Source organism: Niallia sp. FSL M8-0099, assembly GCF_038006945.1.
Classification (GTDB): Bacteria; Bacillota; Bacilli; order Bacillales; family Cytobacillaceae; genus Niallia; species Niallia circulans.
This window is the reverse complement of sequence record NZ_JBBOWF010000002.1, coordinates 991,531-1,007,050: the sequence shown is the minus strand read 5'-3', so window position 1 is coordinate 1,007,050 and position 15,520 is coordinate 991,531. Positions and strand designations below refer to the sequence as shown.

16 protein-coding genes are annotated in these 15,520 nt (G+C 38.5%); 15 read left to right on the top strand and 1 reads right to left on the bottom strand.

Annotated features, from left to right (window positions below; all coding sequences use genetic code 11):
- Window positions 1-49: 49 nt before the first annotated feature.
- The gene (locus NSQ92_RS19555) at window positions 50-445 is read left to right on the top strand and encodes a PTS sugar transporter subunit IIA (protein WP_053215653.1); all 396 of its coding nucleotides are present in this window, start codon (window positions 50-52) and stop codon (window positions 443-445) included.
- Window positions 446-757: 312 nt separating this feature from the next.
- On the opposite strand, the gene NSQ92_RS19550 is transcribed toward NSQ92_RS19555, so the two are convergent.
- Window positions 758-1,198, bottom strand: a complete 441-nt coding sequence (locus NSQ92_RS19550) for an Lrp/AsnC family transcriptional regulator (protein ID WP_047941989.1) — start codon at window positions 1,196-1,198, stop codon at window positions 758-760.
- Window positions 1,199-1,319: 121 nt separating this feature from the next.
- On the opposite strand from NSQ92_RS19550, the gene NSQ92_RS19545 reads away from it, so the two are divergent.
- The 14 genes from NSQ92_RS19545 (at window position 1,320) to NSQ92_RS19480 (ending at window position 15,515) form a co-directional block, all read left to right on the top strand.
- Complete coding sequence (locus tag NSQ92_RS19545) at window positions 1,320-1,736, top strand: carboxymuconolactone decarboxylase family protein (RefSeq protein WP_047941990.1); 417 nt, start codon at window positions 1,320-1,322, stop codon at window positions 1,734-1,736.
- 201 nt (window positions 1,737-1,937) lie between these two features.
- Window positions 1,938-2,111: a YjfB family protein gene (locus tag NSQ92_RS19540; RefSeq protein ID WP_082138312.1), complete on the top strand. Its 174-nt coding sequence runs from the start codon at window positions 1,938-1,940 to the stop codon at window positions 2,109-2,111.
- A 470-nt stretch (window positions 2,112-2,581) separates the two neighbouring features.
- Window positions 2,582-3,340, top strand: a complete 759-nt coding sequence (locus tag NSQ92_RS19535) for an IclR family transcriptional regulator (RefSeq protein ID WP_047941992.1) — start codon at window positions 2,582-2,584, stop codon at window positions 3,338-3,340.
- Window positions 3,341-3,489: 149 nt separating this feature from the next.
- A complete protein-coding gene (locus NSQ92_RS19530; protein ID WP_047942156.1) occupies window positions 3,490-4,443 on the top strand; it encodes a sugar kinase in 954 nt (317 codons plus the stop codon).
- Window positions 4,444-4,464: 21 nt separating this feature from the next.
- Window positions 4,465-5,103: a bifunctional 4-hydroxy-2-oxoglutarate aldolase/2-dehydro-3-deoxy-phosphogluconate aldolase gene (locus NSQ92_RS19525; protein WP_047941994.1), complete on the top strand. Its 639-nt coding sequence runs from the start codon at window positions 4,465-4,467 to the stop codon at window positions 5,101-5,103.
- 14 nt (window positions 5,104-5,117) lie between these two features.
- A complete protein-coding gene (dgoD, locus tag NSQ92_RS19520; RefSeq protein WP_061799348.1) occupies window positions 5,118-6,266 on the top strand; it encodes a galactonate dehydratase in 1,149 nt (382 codons plus the stop codon).
- Between the two features lie 86 nt (window positions 6,267-6,352).
- Window positions 6,353-7,663, top strand: a complete 1,311-nt coding sequence (locus tag NSQ92_RS19515; RefSeq protein ID WP_047941998.1) for an MFS transporter — start codon at window positions 6,353-6,355, stop codon at window positions 7,661-7,663.
- Window positions 7,664-8,035: 372 nt separating this feature from the next.
- Window positions 8,036-8,848: a creatininase family protein gene (locus NSQ92_RS19510; RefSeq protein WP_047942000.1), complete on the top strand. Its 813-nt coding sequence runs from the start codon at window positions 8,036-8,038 to the stop codon at window positions 8,846-8,848.
- Between the two features lie 26 nt (window positions 8,849-8,874).
- Window positions 8,875-9,675 carry an ABC transporter ATP-binding protein gene (locus tag NSQ92_RS19505; RefSeq protein ID WP_047942002.1) on the top strand — a complete coding sequence of 267 codons (801 nt, stop codon included), beginning with the start codon at window positions 8,875-8,877 and terminating at the stop codon, window positions 9,673-9,675.
- A 15-nt stretch (window positions 9,676-9,690) separates the two neighbouring features.
- On the top strand, window positions 9,691-11,028 hold the full coding sequence (locus NSQ92_RS19500) for an FAD-binding oxidoreductase (RefSeq protein WP_047942004.1): 1,338 nt from the start codon (window positions 9,691-9,693) through the stop codon (window positions 11,026-11,028).
- A gap of 13 nt (window positions 11,029-11,041) precedes the next feature.
- Entirely contained in the window at window positions 11,042-11,890 is an 849-nt protein-coding gene (locus tag NSQ92_RS19495; protein WP_123260435.1) for an ABC transporter permease, read from the top strand.
- Between the two features lie 48 nt (window positions 11,891-11,938).
- Window positions 11,939-12,934, top strand: coding sequence for an ABC transporter substrate-binding protein (locus tag NSQ92_RS19490; RefSeq protein WP_047942006.1), 996 nt, complete (start codon window positions 11,939-11,941; stop codon window positions 12,932-12,934).
- A 1-nt stretch (window position 12,935) separates the two neighbouring features.
- Entirely contained in the window at window positions 12,936-14,258 is a 1,323-nt protein-coding gene (locus NSQ92_RS19485; RefSeq protein ID WP_341153107.1) for an amidohydrolase family protein, read from the top strand.
- A 21-nt stretch (window positions 14,259-14,279) separates the two neighbouring features.
- Window positions 14,280-15,515 carry an amidohydrolase family protein gene (locus NSQ92_RS19480; protein WP_061799339.1) on the top strand — a complete coding sequence of 412 codons (1,236 nt, stop codon included), beginning with the start codon at window positions 14,280-14,282 and terminating at the stop codon, window positions 15,513-15,515.
- Window positions 15,516-15,520: the final 5 nt, after the last annotated feature.

The following is a 15,520-nucleotide window of genomic DNA, read 5'->3' as shown; positions in this document are numbered from 1 at the left end:
GTTTAACAACACAAACAGAAAATGATCAAATTTTTTATAAAAAACGTCCATGAAATATATTAAGAGAAAAAAACAGGCTCTGTCCTCCGTTGGCATTATCCCTTCAGCAGGGAGGGCTGTATCTCCAGTAAACGGTATTGTTACGACTCTTTTCAAAACAAAGCATGCCATCGGAATTACATCTGACAATGGGGCAGAAATCTTAATTCATATTGGAATGGATACAGTCCAGCTGGAGGGTAAATACTTCACAGCACATGTAAAGCAAGGAGATAAAGTGAGTGCTGGTGACTTGTTATTAGAATTTGATATGGAAAAAATTAGAGAAGAAGGATACAATCTGATTACTCCTGTTATTATTACAAACAGTGCAGATTATAAACAAATTGATACGATAAAGGAAAGGACAGTAAGTGAAAAGCAAGTTGTCATTACGGCTGTTTAATCAGCGTTATTCAGAATAAAAAGTACTGTGTTTTCTGGGGGGGCGGCCGACACTAGCTAGATGGCAGTAGCGATGCTTGTTGGAAGCGCTTCCTTAATTTTCTGTTTATACAACGGAAGAAATTCAACTATTGATTAAAAATACTAATAAGAAGAGGGAAGGTCACCATATGGGAGAAACCTTCCTTTTTCTAATCGTGCGGGAATAACGGACAAATCTCCTCAATAACAAGTGCGTTCTTACCGCTCCATATAAAATAAACACTTTTATCCATTTTAAGGGGGTATCTCATTAAACAAAATCTAAATAAAATCAGTCTGAATCAATCTTTAAATTTGTATCCACCTTTGAAAAAATAAAATGTGTTACAGTGTGAGCAAAGGGGTTTATATCTTCAATAAATTGTTCTGCTTTGGCAAATGTATCGAATTGCATTTTTAGCATATAGCAGGCATTTCCAGCAATTCTGTAACAAAACTCTACATTTGGCTGCTCCTCAATATACCTTTTAAAAGAATTATAATCACCATTTTTGACGGTTGCTTCAATAATACATTGAATAGGAAGTCCAAGTTTACTGTAATCCACTTCTAAAGTATACCTTTTGATTATTCCAAATGACTCCATTTGCCTTACGCGTTCTGTTACAGACGGAGAAGATAAATTAATTCTTCTTCCAAGTTCACTCATCGATAATCGACTATTTTGGTTTAATTCATCGATTATTTTCTTATCAATTGAATCTATTTTCATTTTTAATAAAAAACCTCCATATTTGTTAAGTTTGTAAAGTGTATCTATAAAAAATGTATCATTTTTAATGGGAACCTTTTATAATCTTCAGTAAAATTAATTCTACAAGGAGGTAGTAAGGATGGCAAGAATTAATGAATCAAAAAACGGTGAAACACCTTTTCAAAGACTCTTAGGATATAATGTAGATGTCTTAAATGGATGGAATCAATTAGGAGATGTGTTAGAAAAAGATTTGAATCTATCATCCCATCTAAAAGAACAAGTAAGAAGAACATTAGCACAAAGCAATGGGTGTGAATATTGCAAGGCAAAGGGAAAACCTGAATCTCACTTGTTCGATGAAAAAACGTCGATTGCAGTAGGGTTTGCAGAAGCCTTTTTGAAGCAAAAAGGGGACATTTCAGATGCCCAATTCAATATATTGAAAGAATATCTTTCAGAAGCGGAAATCAGTGAGCTTATTGCGTTTATCACCTTTACTACCGCTTCCCAATATTTTGGCGCAATAATGAAATTAGAGCCTATGACAACTTAATAAATTCAGAGGGACGGTTCGGCCGTTTAATTAATGGCAAGAAGATTGGAGATAAATAGAAATAAAGATAGAGAAACATACCACAAATGGAGATTTTTGCTATAAGCAATTAAGGTATTACCAAGCTCTAAGTAATAGATTGGTAAAAATTTGTTTACAGTTATGTCTGGCAGCCGATAACAAGAAGAGGTGGTGAAAAAAATGGATATTGCTGCATTATCAATAGGAATGAAGCAAGCAAGCTTATCGCAAAATGTCGGCATAGCTTTAACAAAAAAGGCAATGGATACCGCTGAACAGAATAATGATCAATTACTAAAAATGCTAGAAGCCCCACATCCCACACTAGGGAAATCGATTGATCTTTCGGTTTGATTGCTATCCAGCACCAAGCAAGTGAGGACAAGGAAAAAGGACCATTTTTATGGTTCTTTTTTCTTTGTAGGTCAATTGTATCTTTATAACATATCTCTATCTCTTTTCTTTTTCGGAAAAATTTATGACAAGCGCTTAAATGAAAAAATGGATTTTTGATATAAAAAGGACAGGTTCCACGTCCTGGTTTAAGTAAATTTATTAAAAGAAGGAACAATAATATAACGCAAGAAGCTTCTAGTGAGTTGATCCAACTCTCTGAAGCTTCTTTTTTCTGAAAAAAACTATTTTATATGTGGGTTTTATAGATTTGAAATTGCCTTCAAAGGATTTATTTTAGCGATTATTTTTTTGTTAGCGATTCCACAAAACATATTGACACTGCAAATAAGGGGTGATATTATGTATCGGAATTAATCACATATATGATTTTGCATCACATATGTGATATGAAGGAAGGGGAGGATTGGATGTCAGTTAAATCTGCCGAAAGGGTTCTGCGAATTTTTGAACTACTTGCCCATTATCCGGATGGGTTATCAATTAAAGAAATTAGTGAGAAACTTTCATTCCCGCAAAGTAGTACATCTAATCTCGTGGCGACGCTTTTGGAACAGAATTATCTAAGTATAGATGTATTGAAGCGATTTAAATTAGGAGCAAAATTAGTCCATATTGGTACACTTGCTATGGAAAATATGGATATATCTATCCAAGCTAAGCCATATTTGCAAAAATTAATGGAAAATGTTCAAGAGACTGTATTTATGGCAACGCTTGCTGAAAATGAATTAGTCTATGTCCAAAAAATAAACAGCAATCGCTCAATCCGTACGACTGCCCAAACTGGCTATCGTAAACCATTGTATAGCACGGGGTTGGGGAAGACCTTTTTAGCTAATATGTCAGAAGAAGAGAGAAAGCGGATTTTAGACCAGATTGAACTTGTTCCGATTACTGAGAAAACAGTGACAGACAGAGCGAAATTAGAAAAAGAGCTTTATCAGTATTCGATGATTGGATATACGATTGATGATGAAGAAGGAGAAGAAGGATTATATTGTGTGGCGGCACCTGTATTTGGACCAGGACGCAAGCTGGAAGCAGCAATAAGTGTAGCAGGCCCAAGGGAAAGAATGCTTAAACAAAAAGAAGAAGTAGTAGAAAGAGTTCTTTGGACAGCGAAGAAAATTTCGGAAAGTATGGGTTGCATTTTATCCCACACTTAGCAGACAGTAAGACTCAACCGTATGCTTATGAGAATTTGGAGAAGATTGGTTGAGTTTAACTGTCCGTATAGGTTCGAATGGTTCGACTAATCATCAGTGGGGTTGGTCATCTGATGGAAGTTTCACGTTATAAGAAACGAGGTGAAGAGATGGATGTTATTAGTATCGGTGAGACGATGGTTTTATTTACACCCAATACACTCGGCAAAATCCGCTATGCGAATCAGTATACTTCGAGGATTGCCGGTGCTGAGACCAATACTTTGATTGGTTTAGCAAAATTAGGCCATCAGGCTGGGTGGATCAGCCGGCTGGGCCGTGATGAATTTGGTGAGATGATTTTAAATACAGTTCGAGGAGAAGGGGTAGATGTTAGCAAGGTAGTGATTGATGAAACAGCACCAACAGGAATTCTCTTTAAGGAAATCTTGAATCAGGATGCTGTCAATATTTATTACTATCGCAAAGACTCAGCTGCAAGCAGGCTAGAACCAGCTGATTTAGATAGAGACTATATAGCCAATGCGAAATACTTGTATCTATCTGGAATTACACCTGCCCTTAGTCTATCTTGTAGAAAAGTTGTGTTTGAGTCGATTGAAATTGCAAAAGACAACGGATTAAAAATAGTCTTTGACCCCAATATACGCAGAAAGCTTTGGGATGATAAGGAAGCAAGAGAAGTCATTCTGGAGATAGCGGCGAAATCCGATATTGTCTTGCCAGGTATAAGTGAATGTGAATTTTTATTTGGCACGAAGGAATATGGGAGAGCAGTTCAATCCTTCCACGAGATGGGAGTGGAAATAGTAATTATTAAACTTGGAGAGAAGGGTGCCTATTACTCTACTACTGATAGCAAAGGATATATTGATAGTTATCCAGTAAAAACAGTAATTGATCCAGTAGGTGCAGGAGATGGATTTGCTGCAGGCGTCCTGTCTGGGCTGCTTGATAAATTAACCATCAGTGAAGCAGTAAAAAGAGGCTGTGCCATCGGAGCTATGGTTTGTTCTACTAATGGAGATATAGAAGGACTTCCTAGCAAAAGGGAATTAAATCAATTTTTTCAATCCGACTTAACCGATGAAGTGAATAGATAATAGAAGGGAAGCGGTAATAAGATGAGTACACTTCAGAAAATTTTCGATCATAAATTAATTGCCATCATACGAGGGGCTGACCCAGAGGATACATTGAAAATTGTTAAGTCCTTATATGAAGGGGGAATAAGAGTAGTCGAAATTACGATGAATTCGCCGAAAGCGCTAACAGCCATTGAAAGGGCAGTCGACGAATTTGGAGACAGAATGGCGGTAGGTGCTGGTACGGTGTTAGATGCAGAGTCTGCGCGAAGTGCTCTGTTAGCTGGTGCTCAATTTATTTTATCCCCGACTTATAAAGAGGAAACCATCCGGATGACCAAAAGATATGGTGCAGTTAGCATTCCTGCTGCTTTCACCCCAACTGAAATTTTGGAAGCGTACGAGTCTGGAGGGGATATTATAAAAGTTTTTCCAGCCACTGCTGTAGGTCCGAAGTTTATCAAGGATATTCATGGGCCATTGCCGCAAATACCATTGTTACCAACTGGCGGAGTGGATTTAACAAATGTGAAGGAATACTTAGAAGCCGGGGCTGCAGGATTGGGAATTGGTAGTTCGTTAGTAGACACAAAAAAGGAAATAACGGAACAATATTTACAAGAATTAACTGAAAAGTCAAATAAATTTACGTTGTTAGCACAAAATTATTCATTATAAGGAGTGTTTTTTCTATGAAAATAACAGGCTATGAATTATTCACCGTACAACCACGTTGGTTATTCTTGAAAATCGAAACAGATGAAGGAATTGTTGGATGGGGAGAACCAGTAATTGAAGGGAAAGCGGCTACAGTCAAAGGGGCTGTAGAAGAACTAATGACGTATCTAATTGGGAAAGATCCATTAAGAATTGAAGATCACTGGAATGTCATGTATAGAGGAGGCTTTTATAGAGGCGGTCCGATTCTTATGAGTGCTATCGCTGGAATTGATCAAGCACTTTGGGATATAAAAGGAAAATACTATGATGCCCCAGTCTATCAATTATTAGGCGGAGCATGCCGTGACTCTATCAAGGTTTATTCATGGATTGGCGGAGACCGCCCAAGTGATACGGCAAGAGCGGCAAAAGAGTGTGTCGATAAAGGGTTTCAAGCGATAAAGATGAATGCATCGGAAGAAATGCAATACATAGATTCCTATGAAAAGGTGAATAAAGTACTTGAAAACGTTGCAGCTATTCGTGCAGCCGTTGGCAAAAATATCGGGATTGGAATTGACTTTCACGGGCGTGTGCATAAGCCAATGGCAAAAGTGCTAGCTAAAGCATTAGAAGAATTTAATCCAATGTTTATTGAAGAACCAGTATTACCAGAAAATAATGAAGCATTAAGAGAAATTGCATCATTAACGGCTATCCCTATCGCAACAGGCGAACGTATGTTTTCAAGATGGGATTTCAAATCCTTATTAAGCGATGGATATGTTGATATTATCCAGCCAGATTTATCCCATGCAGGTGGAATCACGGAATGCAAAAAAATTATCAGTATGGCTGAAGCTTATGATGTAGCAGCTGCACCACACTGTCCATTAGGGCCGATTGCATTAGCGGCTTGTTTACAAGTAGATGCAACAGCACATAATGCTGTCATTCAAGAACAGAGTCTAGGTATTCATTATAACCAAGGCAGTGATTTACTTGATTACTTAAAGGATCCAACAGTCTTTTCTTACGAAGATGGTTATGTGAAAATTCCGCAAGGACCTGGACTAGGGATTGAGGTTGATGAGGATGTTGTTCGTGAAATGGCGAAAACAGGTCATCAATGGCAAAACCCAGTATGGCGTCATCGTGATGGAAGCGTGGCAGAGTGGTAAGGATGCTGGTTGTACGGCAGGGAGAAACTCCCTGCCGTAGAAAGAAAAGGATTGATAGTGAAAGAGGACGATAGGAGGACTAAGATATGAAGAACAAAGCAACAAAGGTTCGCTATAGTGTTGTATTCATGTTATTTATAACGGTTATTATTAACTATATGGATCGAAGTAATATTTCTATTGCAGCTCCCTTTATTACGGAAGAGCTAGGATTAAGTTCTGTGACAATGGGTCTTATTTTTTCAGCTTTTGGTTGGACGTATTGCTTGCTTCAAATTCCAGGTGGCTGGGTGTTGGATAAACTAGGGAACCGGAATACTCATGCAATTGGGATTGCAGGATTCTCCCTTATGACTTTACTTCAAGGATTTGCAAGCGGTTTCTTAGGACTGTTTATATTACGAGTAGGTTTAGGAGTTTTTGAAGCACCAGCTTTCCCGACAAATAGTAAGGTTGCAGCTAGCTGGTTTCCGGAAAATGAACGTGCAAGAGCAATTTCCATTTACACCTCAGGTCAATTTATTGGACTAGCATTCCTAACACCGACTCTTATTTTCTTCCAACAAACGTTTGGATGGAGAGGCCTGTTTATTGTTACTGGTATTATTGGACTTGTGTGGGCCGTTCTTTGGTTCATTCTTTATCGCGATCCAAGCAAAAGTAAAAAAGTGAACAAGGCCGAACTTGATTACATTCAAGCTGGAGACGGCTTTGTTGATGCAGCTGCTGATAAAGCGGACAAACCGAAAATCGGAAAGAAAGATTTCGCAACGGTCTTAACAAGCAGAAAGCTTTGGGGAATCTATATTGGCCAATTTGCAGTTAGCTCCACCCTATGGTTTTTCTTAACTTGGTTCCCTACCTATTTAGTCGAGTATCGCGGCTTATCCTTTATTAAGACCGGATTTTTAGCATCCTTGCCCTTTATTGCTGCATTTATCGGGGTCCTTTCCGCAGGTTTCCTTTCCGACTTCCTTGTGAAAAAAGGAGTGTCTAGCAATAAAGCAAGAAAAACACCAATAATTGCAGGCTTAATCTTATCTACCTCCATTATCGGAGCCAACTATGTGAATAGTCCAAGCTTAATTGTATTGTTCATGTCTATTGCCTTTTTTGGTAACGGTTTCGCCTCGATCACATGGGTATTCGTTTCTCTATTAGCACCAAAACGACTAATAGGTATTGCCGGCGGCGTCTTTAATTTCATTGGGGGAACAGCCTCTATTATTATTCCAATTGTCATTGGCTTCTTAGTAAAAGGAGGCAGCTTTGCACCAGCTCTTACATTTATTGCCTGCATCGCATTAGTAGGCGCCCTGTCCTATATATTCCTAGTAGGGAAAGTCGAACGGGTACCAGAACGAACAGATAATGACAAAATAATTAACGTCTCTTAAGGAGCAGGGGATAGTTCCCCTGCTTCCTTTTTTAATTCTTCTATTATTGCTATTTTTTCCTACTCCCCTATCCTCGCTACTTTACCTTTTGCGCCAACTGACGATAAATTTCTAAAACAGAAGGAAGATATAAAATGAAAAGCACCTTCTTCATTTATGAATTATCCCAATATTCAAATTTGTTCAAAGTATACAAAATATTATGAAAATATCTACGAAACTGCTAATGTATATTTGCAAAGTAACCACTAATATAAATATTATGTTTATGTTAGTAAATATAACATCAGTCGTAATGGTGTGGCATAAAAAGTTGATTTTGGGATGAGGGGTACGAAAATTCATAGGTTTCTTAAAGGGAGATGGGAAAAGATGTTACATGGTAGATATAGCGGTCATGCTTTTGAAAAAAGGTTCTTACCTAGATTGACGTCCAAAGAAATTAAGGAATTAGATAAGGAAAACGCACTTGTTATTTTGCCGATCGGTGCAGTAGAACAGCATGGACCACACTTGCCTGTTTATACAGATACTTTAATAGGCGAAGGGCTGTTAGTGGAAGCATTAAATTTAATCCCAGATGAGGATGTTTGGATTTTACCATCCTTACCATATGGAAAGAGTACAGAGCATTTAGGAATGTCAGGAACAATAACATTGTCAGCAGACACTTTACAGGCTGTCATTCGTGATATTGCGAAAAGTGTAAAGGAAAGTGGGTTTAAAAAATTGCTTCTGTTCAATACGCATGGAGGGAATCATGATCTTCTAAATATGATGGCAAGAGAAGTACGGATTGAAACAGGGATGAATGTCTTTCGACTAAACCCTGATTATTCGGTCCTACATTCCCTTATTTCTGATAAGGAACAAAAGTACGGGATTCATGGAGGCGAGGTCGAGACGTCCATGGTGTTAGCGTTAAAAGAAGCATGGGTGGACATGGAACTTAGTCCAACAGAGTTTGTCCACTTACCTGAAGATACACAGCATTTATATTTGAAAGGAAACAGTTACTTTGCGTGGGTGATGAAGGATATATCGGAAACAGGAATTGCGGGAGATGCTGCTAGTGCGACCATTGAAAAAGGGGAACAGATTCTCCAATTAGTTAGTGAAAGCTTTGCCGGTGCTATTAAGGAAATGATTCATTTCGATCTTCGTACAGTCAAAAGCATAATATAATTCGAAAACTCAGGAGGAGGTTCTGTATGCAAAATACCAATGTGATGGAAGGACAAAAGCTGCATCCTTTAAATGAAACGATTGTTCATCTCCAAAATGTTAATAAGATTTATCCAAATGGGAAAACAGCCGTTCAAAATGTCAGTCTCGATATTGAACAGGGAGAGTTTGTATCCTTTGTTGGTCCATCAGGCTGTGGAAAATCAACGATTTTTAAGATGATTTCCGGGTTGATTGAACATACAGATGGAGAACTAACGATTCTAGGGAAGAGCCCTCGTCAAGCTCAAAAACAGAGCACAGATGTATCCTTCGTTTTTCAAGATGCTACCTTATTACCTTGGAGAAATGTAATGGACAATATTTTGCTTCCACTTGAATTCCAGCAAATCCCTAAAAAGCGAAAAGAGGAAATGGCAGAAAAAGTGTTGGAATTAGTAGGATTAAAGGATTTCCGCAAAGCTTTGCCAAGGGAATTATCTGGCGGCATGAAAATGAGGGTATCGATTGCCAGGGCGCTTGTGGCGAAACCAAAATTACTATTAATGGATGAGCCCTTTGGCGCATTAGATGAGATAACGAGACAAAACTTGCAAGCAGAGTTATTAAAAATATGGGAAAAGGAAAAAATGACCGTTCTATTCATTACCCATAATGTATTTGAAGCCGTATATTTATCAACGAAAATTGCCGTAATGACCCCTAGTCCAGGAAAGATAGAAAATACAGTCGAAGTGGACTTACCCTTTCCGAGAAATGCTGAATTAAGAACTTCCCATCATTTTAGTGATATAGCAGCAAAGGTTTCTCATTATTTACAATTTTAATAGGTGGTGATTTTTATGTGGTTAGATAAATTAATAGAGTTAGTGGGAGAAGAGAAGGTCATTGTAAGTGATAACTTAAGAGAACGATTGTCTAAGGATTATTACTGGTATTCGCCCGTACTATTCGAAGAATTAAAAGATAAAGTAGCTGATTGTGTAGTAAAACCGACATCGATAGAAGAGATACAAGGGTTGGTAACTTTTGCAGTCGAAAATAAAGTACCTGTAACGATTAGGGGAGCAGGAACAGGTAACTATGGACAGGCAATTCCTTTAAAAGGTGGAATTGTGCTTGATTTAACGAAAATGGATAAATTACTAGATTTAAAAGAAGATACCGTCAAAGTACAGGCGGGAATGCGTCTTGGCGCATTAGAAAAAAAATTACGAAAACAAGGAAAAGAACTAAGGATTTATCCAAGCACTTTTATGACTGCGACAGTAGGTGGTTTCTTGTGCGGAGGTTCGGGTGGAATTGGTTCCATTCGGTGGGGTAATTTATGGGATGGCAATATTCTAGGTGTGACGGTGATGACTTTTGAAGGCGAGCCGAGAATCTTTGAGGTAGTAGGAGAGGAAATAGAAGATTATATACATAATTACGGGACAACCGGAATTGTGTTAGAAGCTATTTTACCAGTGGAGGAGAAGCAAGAGTGGACCCAGCACATCATTTCCTTCCCGACCTTTAAAGAGGCGGTGAAATTTGGGGATGAGTTAGCCCATAAGGAAGAGATAACAAAACGTCTCGTATCTGTGTGTGAATGGCCGATTCCTTCTCACTTTCATTCATTAAAAGACGTTCTTCATGAGGAGAAATCTATTACGATGCTAGAAATAGAAGAGTCCTGTTTGGATGCATTACAAAGCTTAGTAGATAAATATAAAGGAAGTACAGATTTAATGATACCTGCTAACAACTATCATAAAGGTTTAAAGGTATCTGATTTTACATGGAATCATGCAACCCTTTGGGCTCATAAACATGGTGAGAATATGACATACCTTCAAGCTAGATTTAAGGTTGATCGTATTTTTGAACAGATGGATACATTGAGGGCTGAATTTGGAGAGGAGATTCAATTTCACTTTGAGTATATCAAGATAAAAGGAAAAATTACTCCTGCCTCCTTACCAGTCATACTCTATCAGTCAAAAGAAAGATTATATGAAATTATTGATTTCTGCCGAACGATAGAAGTGGAAATTAATGATCCCCATACGTACTTACTTGGATTTGGCGGTTATAATCTGAAAATGGAAAAAATCTTAATGAAGAAACGAGAAAATGATCCTTTCGATTTACTAAATCCAGGTAAGATTCCGGTGAAACAAGAATCAGAGATAATTTAAAAGGAGGGATATTATGGAACAAGCATCACAAAAGGTTACGGAAGTGCAGATAATAGGAATAAAAACGGATAAAAAATGGACGAAAGCGTTTAGCGTTTGGATTCCCCCTTTGATTGTATTTGTATTGTTTATGCTCCTTTGGCAATACGGTACCGTGCTATTTCAAATACCACCCTATCTATTGCCGAAACCAACAGATATTCTTCAAGCTTCACTAGAGAACTGGGAGAACTTGCGAAATGCAGTGACTAAAACGATTACTGCTTCTATCATTGGATTTATTTTTAGTGTGATTGGGGGAGTCATTGCAGCAATATTAATGGCTAGTTCGAAAATGCTGGAAAGAAGCTTGTATCCTTACGCCATTCTTCTCCAGACGATTCCGATTGTCGCGATTGCCCCGATCATTGTTATCTGGTTCGGATCTGGAACAAATGCGATTGTCATTATTGCCTTTACGATTGGATTTTTTCCAATGCTGTCGAATACCTTAGTGGGTTTAAATGCAACGGATCGAGGAATGATTAATCTACTAACCTTGTACCAAGCGTCTAAATGGAAAATTATGTGGAAGGTCCGCATTCCTTTTGCCCTCCCTTATATTATGGCAGGGCTGAAAATCTCCTGTACCCTTGCTGTGGTTGGTGCCATTGTCGGGGAGTATATTGCAGGCATTGGCGGTGGAGACGGTGGGTTAGGCTATGCGATTACCGTTGCCTCTAGTCGCATGGAAACAGCCTACTTATTTGCCTGTGGAATTTCTGCGAGTATTTTAGGGATTGTCTTTTTCCTGTTGGTCAATCTATTGTCAAAATGGGTTTTAGGATCCTGGCATGAATCAGAAATGAAACGAGACAATTAATAGGCATGTGATTTTTTACTAGATAATCGTAAAGGGGGAAATTAGTGAATGAGGAAAATAAAATCATACAAAAAAATTGGTGTGTTCGTCACTGCTATGTCTATGTTGCTGCTTACGGCCTGTGGAGATGCGAAGGAATCAGGCGGAAGCTCTAAGGATGGAGAATTAACGAAAGCTAAATTAGTTACAAATTGGTTTGCTCAGCCGGAGCATGGTGGGAACTATGCCGCCTTAAAACAGGATTTCTATAAAGAAGAAGGACTTGATATGACGATTGAGCCAGGCGGTCCGCAAATTTCGTCTACACAAATAGTTGCTTCTGGTAAAGCCCAATTTGGTTATACGCAAGCAGAGGACGTTCTAATCGCCAGAGATAAAGGAATACCTTTAGTAGCAATTGGAGCAATTTTTCAAAAAAGTCCTCAAGTATTAATAGGGCATGAAGGTGCATTAAAGGATTTCAAGGATTTAGATGGTAAAACAGTATACACAGCACCAGGCAGTGGCTATTGGGAGTATATTAAGAAGGCAAATGACTTAGAAGTGAAGGATATGGCTTATACCGGATCATTGGCAACATTTATTGATGACCCTAATGCCGTCACGCAAGGGTATGTTACTTCGGAGCCTTATGTTTTAGAGCAGGATGGAGTAAAAACAGACTACTTATTCATTCATGACTCTGGTTTTGAAACATATGCCAATGTTATTTTCACGACAGAGGATGTTATTAAAGATAATCCTGAATTGGTTCAATCCTTTATGAAAGCAACGGTAAAAGGCTGGGAATATTACCGTGACCATTCAGACGAAATTAATCCTTTTTTAAAGGAGAAAAATCCTGATTTATCCATGGAATTAATGGATTACGGAGCGAAAGCAGAAGAAGAGTTGATTTTCGGCGGGGATGCAAAAGAGCATGGATTTGGTTATATGTCTGATGAACGCTGGACAATGCTCCAAGATGAGCTGCTGGATCTTGGCATTATTAAAAAGAAAGAAGATGTTTCAAAAATATTTACGAATGATTATTTAGGTGAATAAGATGAAGGATATTCAATTGATCAATGTTTCTTTGCCATTGCTGAATACGGAAAAGCTTTATACCATTGTGATTCAAAACGGCATGTATACAAAAGTAGAACCACAAACCCAAAAGAGAAATGGGAATTTTTCCGTATTTAAAGACATTTGGAGCAGTAAGGAAGATTATCAACCAATAATAGATATGGGGGGAAGAATTCTTCTTCCCTCTTTTATTGATATCCATACCCATCTTGATAAAGCATTCTCTTTAGAAACGGTGCCGAATAAGTCAGGGACGCTAATCGAAGCAATCAGAAATTATAGCGAAAAAGCTGCCTCTTTTTCCAAAAACGAAATAAAACGGCGAGTAATGAAAGGAGCACTTCAAGCACTCTCACATGGCACCACTCATATACGAACCCATGTTAACTTTGAATGGAATGTATCGAATGAGTTGGCATTAAGCCATCTGCAAGCGGTACTAGAGGCAAGGGATTTGTTGAAGCCCTATGTAACTATACAGGTTGTTCCGATGTTCTCGGATTTGTCGGTGAAGTCGGAAAGAGAAAAAGATGTATTGAAAGAAGCGATTTCCTATGGGATAGATGGAATAGGCGGAGCACCACATTTATCACCGAACGCAACGAAAGATATCGATCAGCTGTTTGAACTAGCCGCTAAATATGATAAGTTCGTTGATTTGCATGTGGATGAACAGGATAATCCGGAAATTTGTACGATTGAAAGAATTATTGATAATACGAAGAAATGGGATTTTCAAGGAAGAGTAACGGCGGGGCATTTATGCTCTCTATCTGCTATGACTGAAGAAAAGTCCGATCGCATTATAGAAGAAATGGCTCTTCAACATATCTACGCTGTCACTTTGCCTGGTGCCAATATGTATTTGCAAGGCAGAGGAGATAAGGGAATCGTTCGAAGAGGAATAACGAGAGTACGTGAAATGCTGCAGAAAAAGGTCGGATTAGCAACAGCCTCCGATAATGTAAGTGATCCATTTCATCCCTTTGGTCGATTTGATTTATTACAAATAGGATTGCTTACTGCTTATACAGCACATTTGGCGAGTGAAGAGGAGCTGATAGCTGTTTTAAATATGATAACTCAAACTCCAGCTGCTATTTTTGGGAAAAAAGCCCATGGAATGAAAGAAGGAGGGGTAGCTGAGTTTGTGTTATTCGATGCTACAAATATATATGATCTTTTTGCGAATCTATCTCCCGCGCGGTATGTATACAAAGATGGTGATTGGATTAGCAGCTCTCAATTCGAGCATCGATTCGGCGAAGGCAGTTTAAGTAGATTAGTAGAGATCGGATAAACGGATGAATGGAGTGAGAAGATGTTTGATCTAGTTTTAAAGAATGCTCAGCTTCCTTTTAAGGGAAATCCTACTAATATAGGTATAAAGGATGGGAAAATCCACTCCATTTCATCAAGCAATTTAATGGGGAATGAGGAAATGGATTTAGAAGGAAATGTATTACTGCCTCCTTTTGTGGAGATGCACACGCATTTAGATACGGTGCTGACAGCAGGGGAACCTTGGTTTAATCAATCTGGTACATTGGGAGAAGCAATTGATATTTGGTCTGTCAGAAAGCAATCGCTGACTAAAGAAGATGTGAAAAATAGAGCATTCAAAGCCCTTAAAATGTTGATGGAATATGGCGTGCTATATGTGAGAGCAGCAGTGGATATTTCCGATTCTGACTTAACAGCTTTGCATGCCATCATGGAATTAAGAGAAGAGCTGAAGTCATTCCTTTCTCTTCAAATAATCGCTTTCCCGCAAAATGGAATTATTTCTTGTCCGGAAAATCAAGAGCGGTTAGAAAAAGCAATATTACTAGGAGCTGATGCTGTTAGTGCAGTTCCGCACTTGGAAAATACGAGAGAGGAAGGAATTCAATCATTGGAATTCGCTTTTTCTCTAGCCAAAAAATATGAAAAAGAAATTCATATTTTTTGTGATGAAGTCGATGATGAACATTCTCGTTTCCTTGAAGTTGTCGCAAGCCTGACAATGCAGGAGAAAATGGAGGGAAAGGTAACCGCTAGCCACGCTAATGCCATGCTTTATTATTCAGATGCCTATGCCAACAAAGTCATGTCATTAGTGAAAAAGGCTCAAGTTACAATTGTCTGCTGCCCATTAGTTAACACTACGATGCAAGGGAGAGCAGATGCTCATCCAAAGGGGAGAGGTATTACACGTTTGAAAGAGTTAGCGGAACAGGGTGTAAATGTATGCATTGCCCATGATGATATCCAAACTCCCTTTTACCCATTTGGAAATGGCAATATCCTTCAAGCGGCCCACATGGCTCTTCATTTAGCACATATGACTGGAAGAGAGGAGCTGAAGCAAATAGTGAACATGATTACGGTTAATGGAGCACGAGCTTACTCTATAAAGGATAAGTATGGGATTGAAGTAGGAAAAGAAGCGAATTTTGTCTGCTTTTCAGTAAAAGATGTATATGAGATTTTCTTTAAGCAACCAAAATGTAGGTATTTATTTAGGAAAGGAGCGTTAGTGGTAGAGACTGTGCCGGAGAGAACTAGCTGGAAATGAAAAGA

What these genes read in the sequence shown, in the direction of transcription:
- NSQ92_RS19555 (WP_053215653.1), top strand. Translation starts at nt 50, where the DNA reads ATGAAATATATTAAGAGAAAAAAACAGGCTCTGTCCTCCGTTGGCATT.
- NSQ92_RS19485 (WP_341153107.1), top strand. Translation starts at nt 12,936, where the DNA reads ATGAAGGATATTCAATTGATCAATGTTTCTTTGCCATTGCTGAATACG.
- NSQ92_RS19480 (WP_061799339.1), top strand. Translation starts at nt 14,280, where the DNA reads ATGTTTGATCTAGTTTTAAAGAATGCTCAGCTTCCTTTTAAGGGAAAT.
- dgoD (WP_061799348.1), top strand. Translation starts at nt 5,118, where the DNA reads ATGAAAATAACAGGCTATGAATTATTCACCGTACAACCACGTTGGTTA.
- NSQ92_RS19550 (WP_047941989.1), bottom strand. Translation starts at nt 1,198, where the DNA reads ATGAAAATAGATTCAATTGATAAGAAAATAATCGATGAATTAAACCAA.
- NSQ92_RS19490 (WP_047942006.1), top strand. Translation starts at nt 11,939, where the DNA reads ATGAGGAAAATAAAATCATACAAAAAAATTGGTGTGTTCGTCACTGCT.
- NSQ92_RS19545 (WP_047941990.1), top strand. Translation starts at nt 1,320, where the DNA reads ATGGCAAGAATTAATGAATCAAAAAACGGTGAAACACCTTTTCAAAGA.
- NSQ92_RS19515 (WP_047941998.1), top strand. Translation starts at nt 6,353, where the DNA reads ATGAAGAACAAAGCAACAAAGGTTCGCTATAGTGTTGTATTCATGTTA.
- NSQ92_RS19495 (WP_123260435.1), top strand. Translation starts at nt 11,042, where the DNA reads ATGGAACAAGCATCACAAAAGGTTACGGAAGTGCAGATAATAGGAATA.
- NSQ92_RS19505 (WP_047942002.1), top strand. Translation starts at nt 8,875, where the DNA reads ATGCAAAATACCAATGTGATGGAAGGACAAAAGCTGCATCCTTTAAAT.
- NSQ92_RS19530 (WP_047942156.1), top strand. Translation starts at nt 3,490, where the DNA reads ATGGATGTTATTAGTATCGGTGAGACGATGGTTTTATTTACACCCAAT.
- NSQ92_RS19510 (WP_047942000.1), top strand. Translation starts at nt 8,036, where the DNA reads ATGTTACATGGTAGATATAGCGGTCATGCTTTTGAAAAAAGGTTCTTA.
- NSQ92_RS19500 (WP_047942004.1), top strand. Translation starts at nt 9,691, where the DNA reads ATGTGGTTAGATAAATTAATAGAGTTAGTGGGAGAAGAGAAGGTCATT.
- NSQ92_RS19525 (WP_047941994.1), top strand. Translation starts at nt 4,465, where the DNA reads ATGAGTACACTTCAGAAAATTTTCGATCATAAATTAATTGCCATCATA.
- NSQ92_RS19535 (WP_047941992.1), top strand. Translation starts at nt 2,582, where the DNA reads ATGTCAGTTAAATCTGCCGAAAGGGTTCTGCGAATTTTTGAACTACTT.
- NSQ92_RS19540 (WP_082138312.1), top strand. Translation starts at nt 1,938, where the DNA reads ATGGATATTGCTGCATTATCAATAGGAATGAAGCAAGCAAGCTTATCG.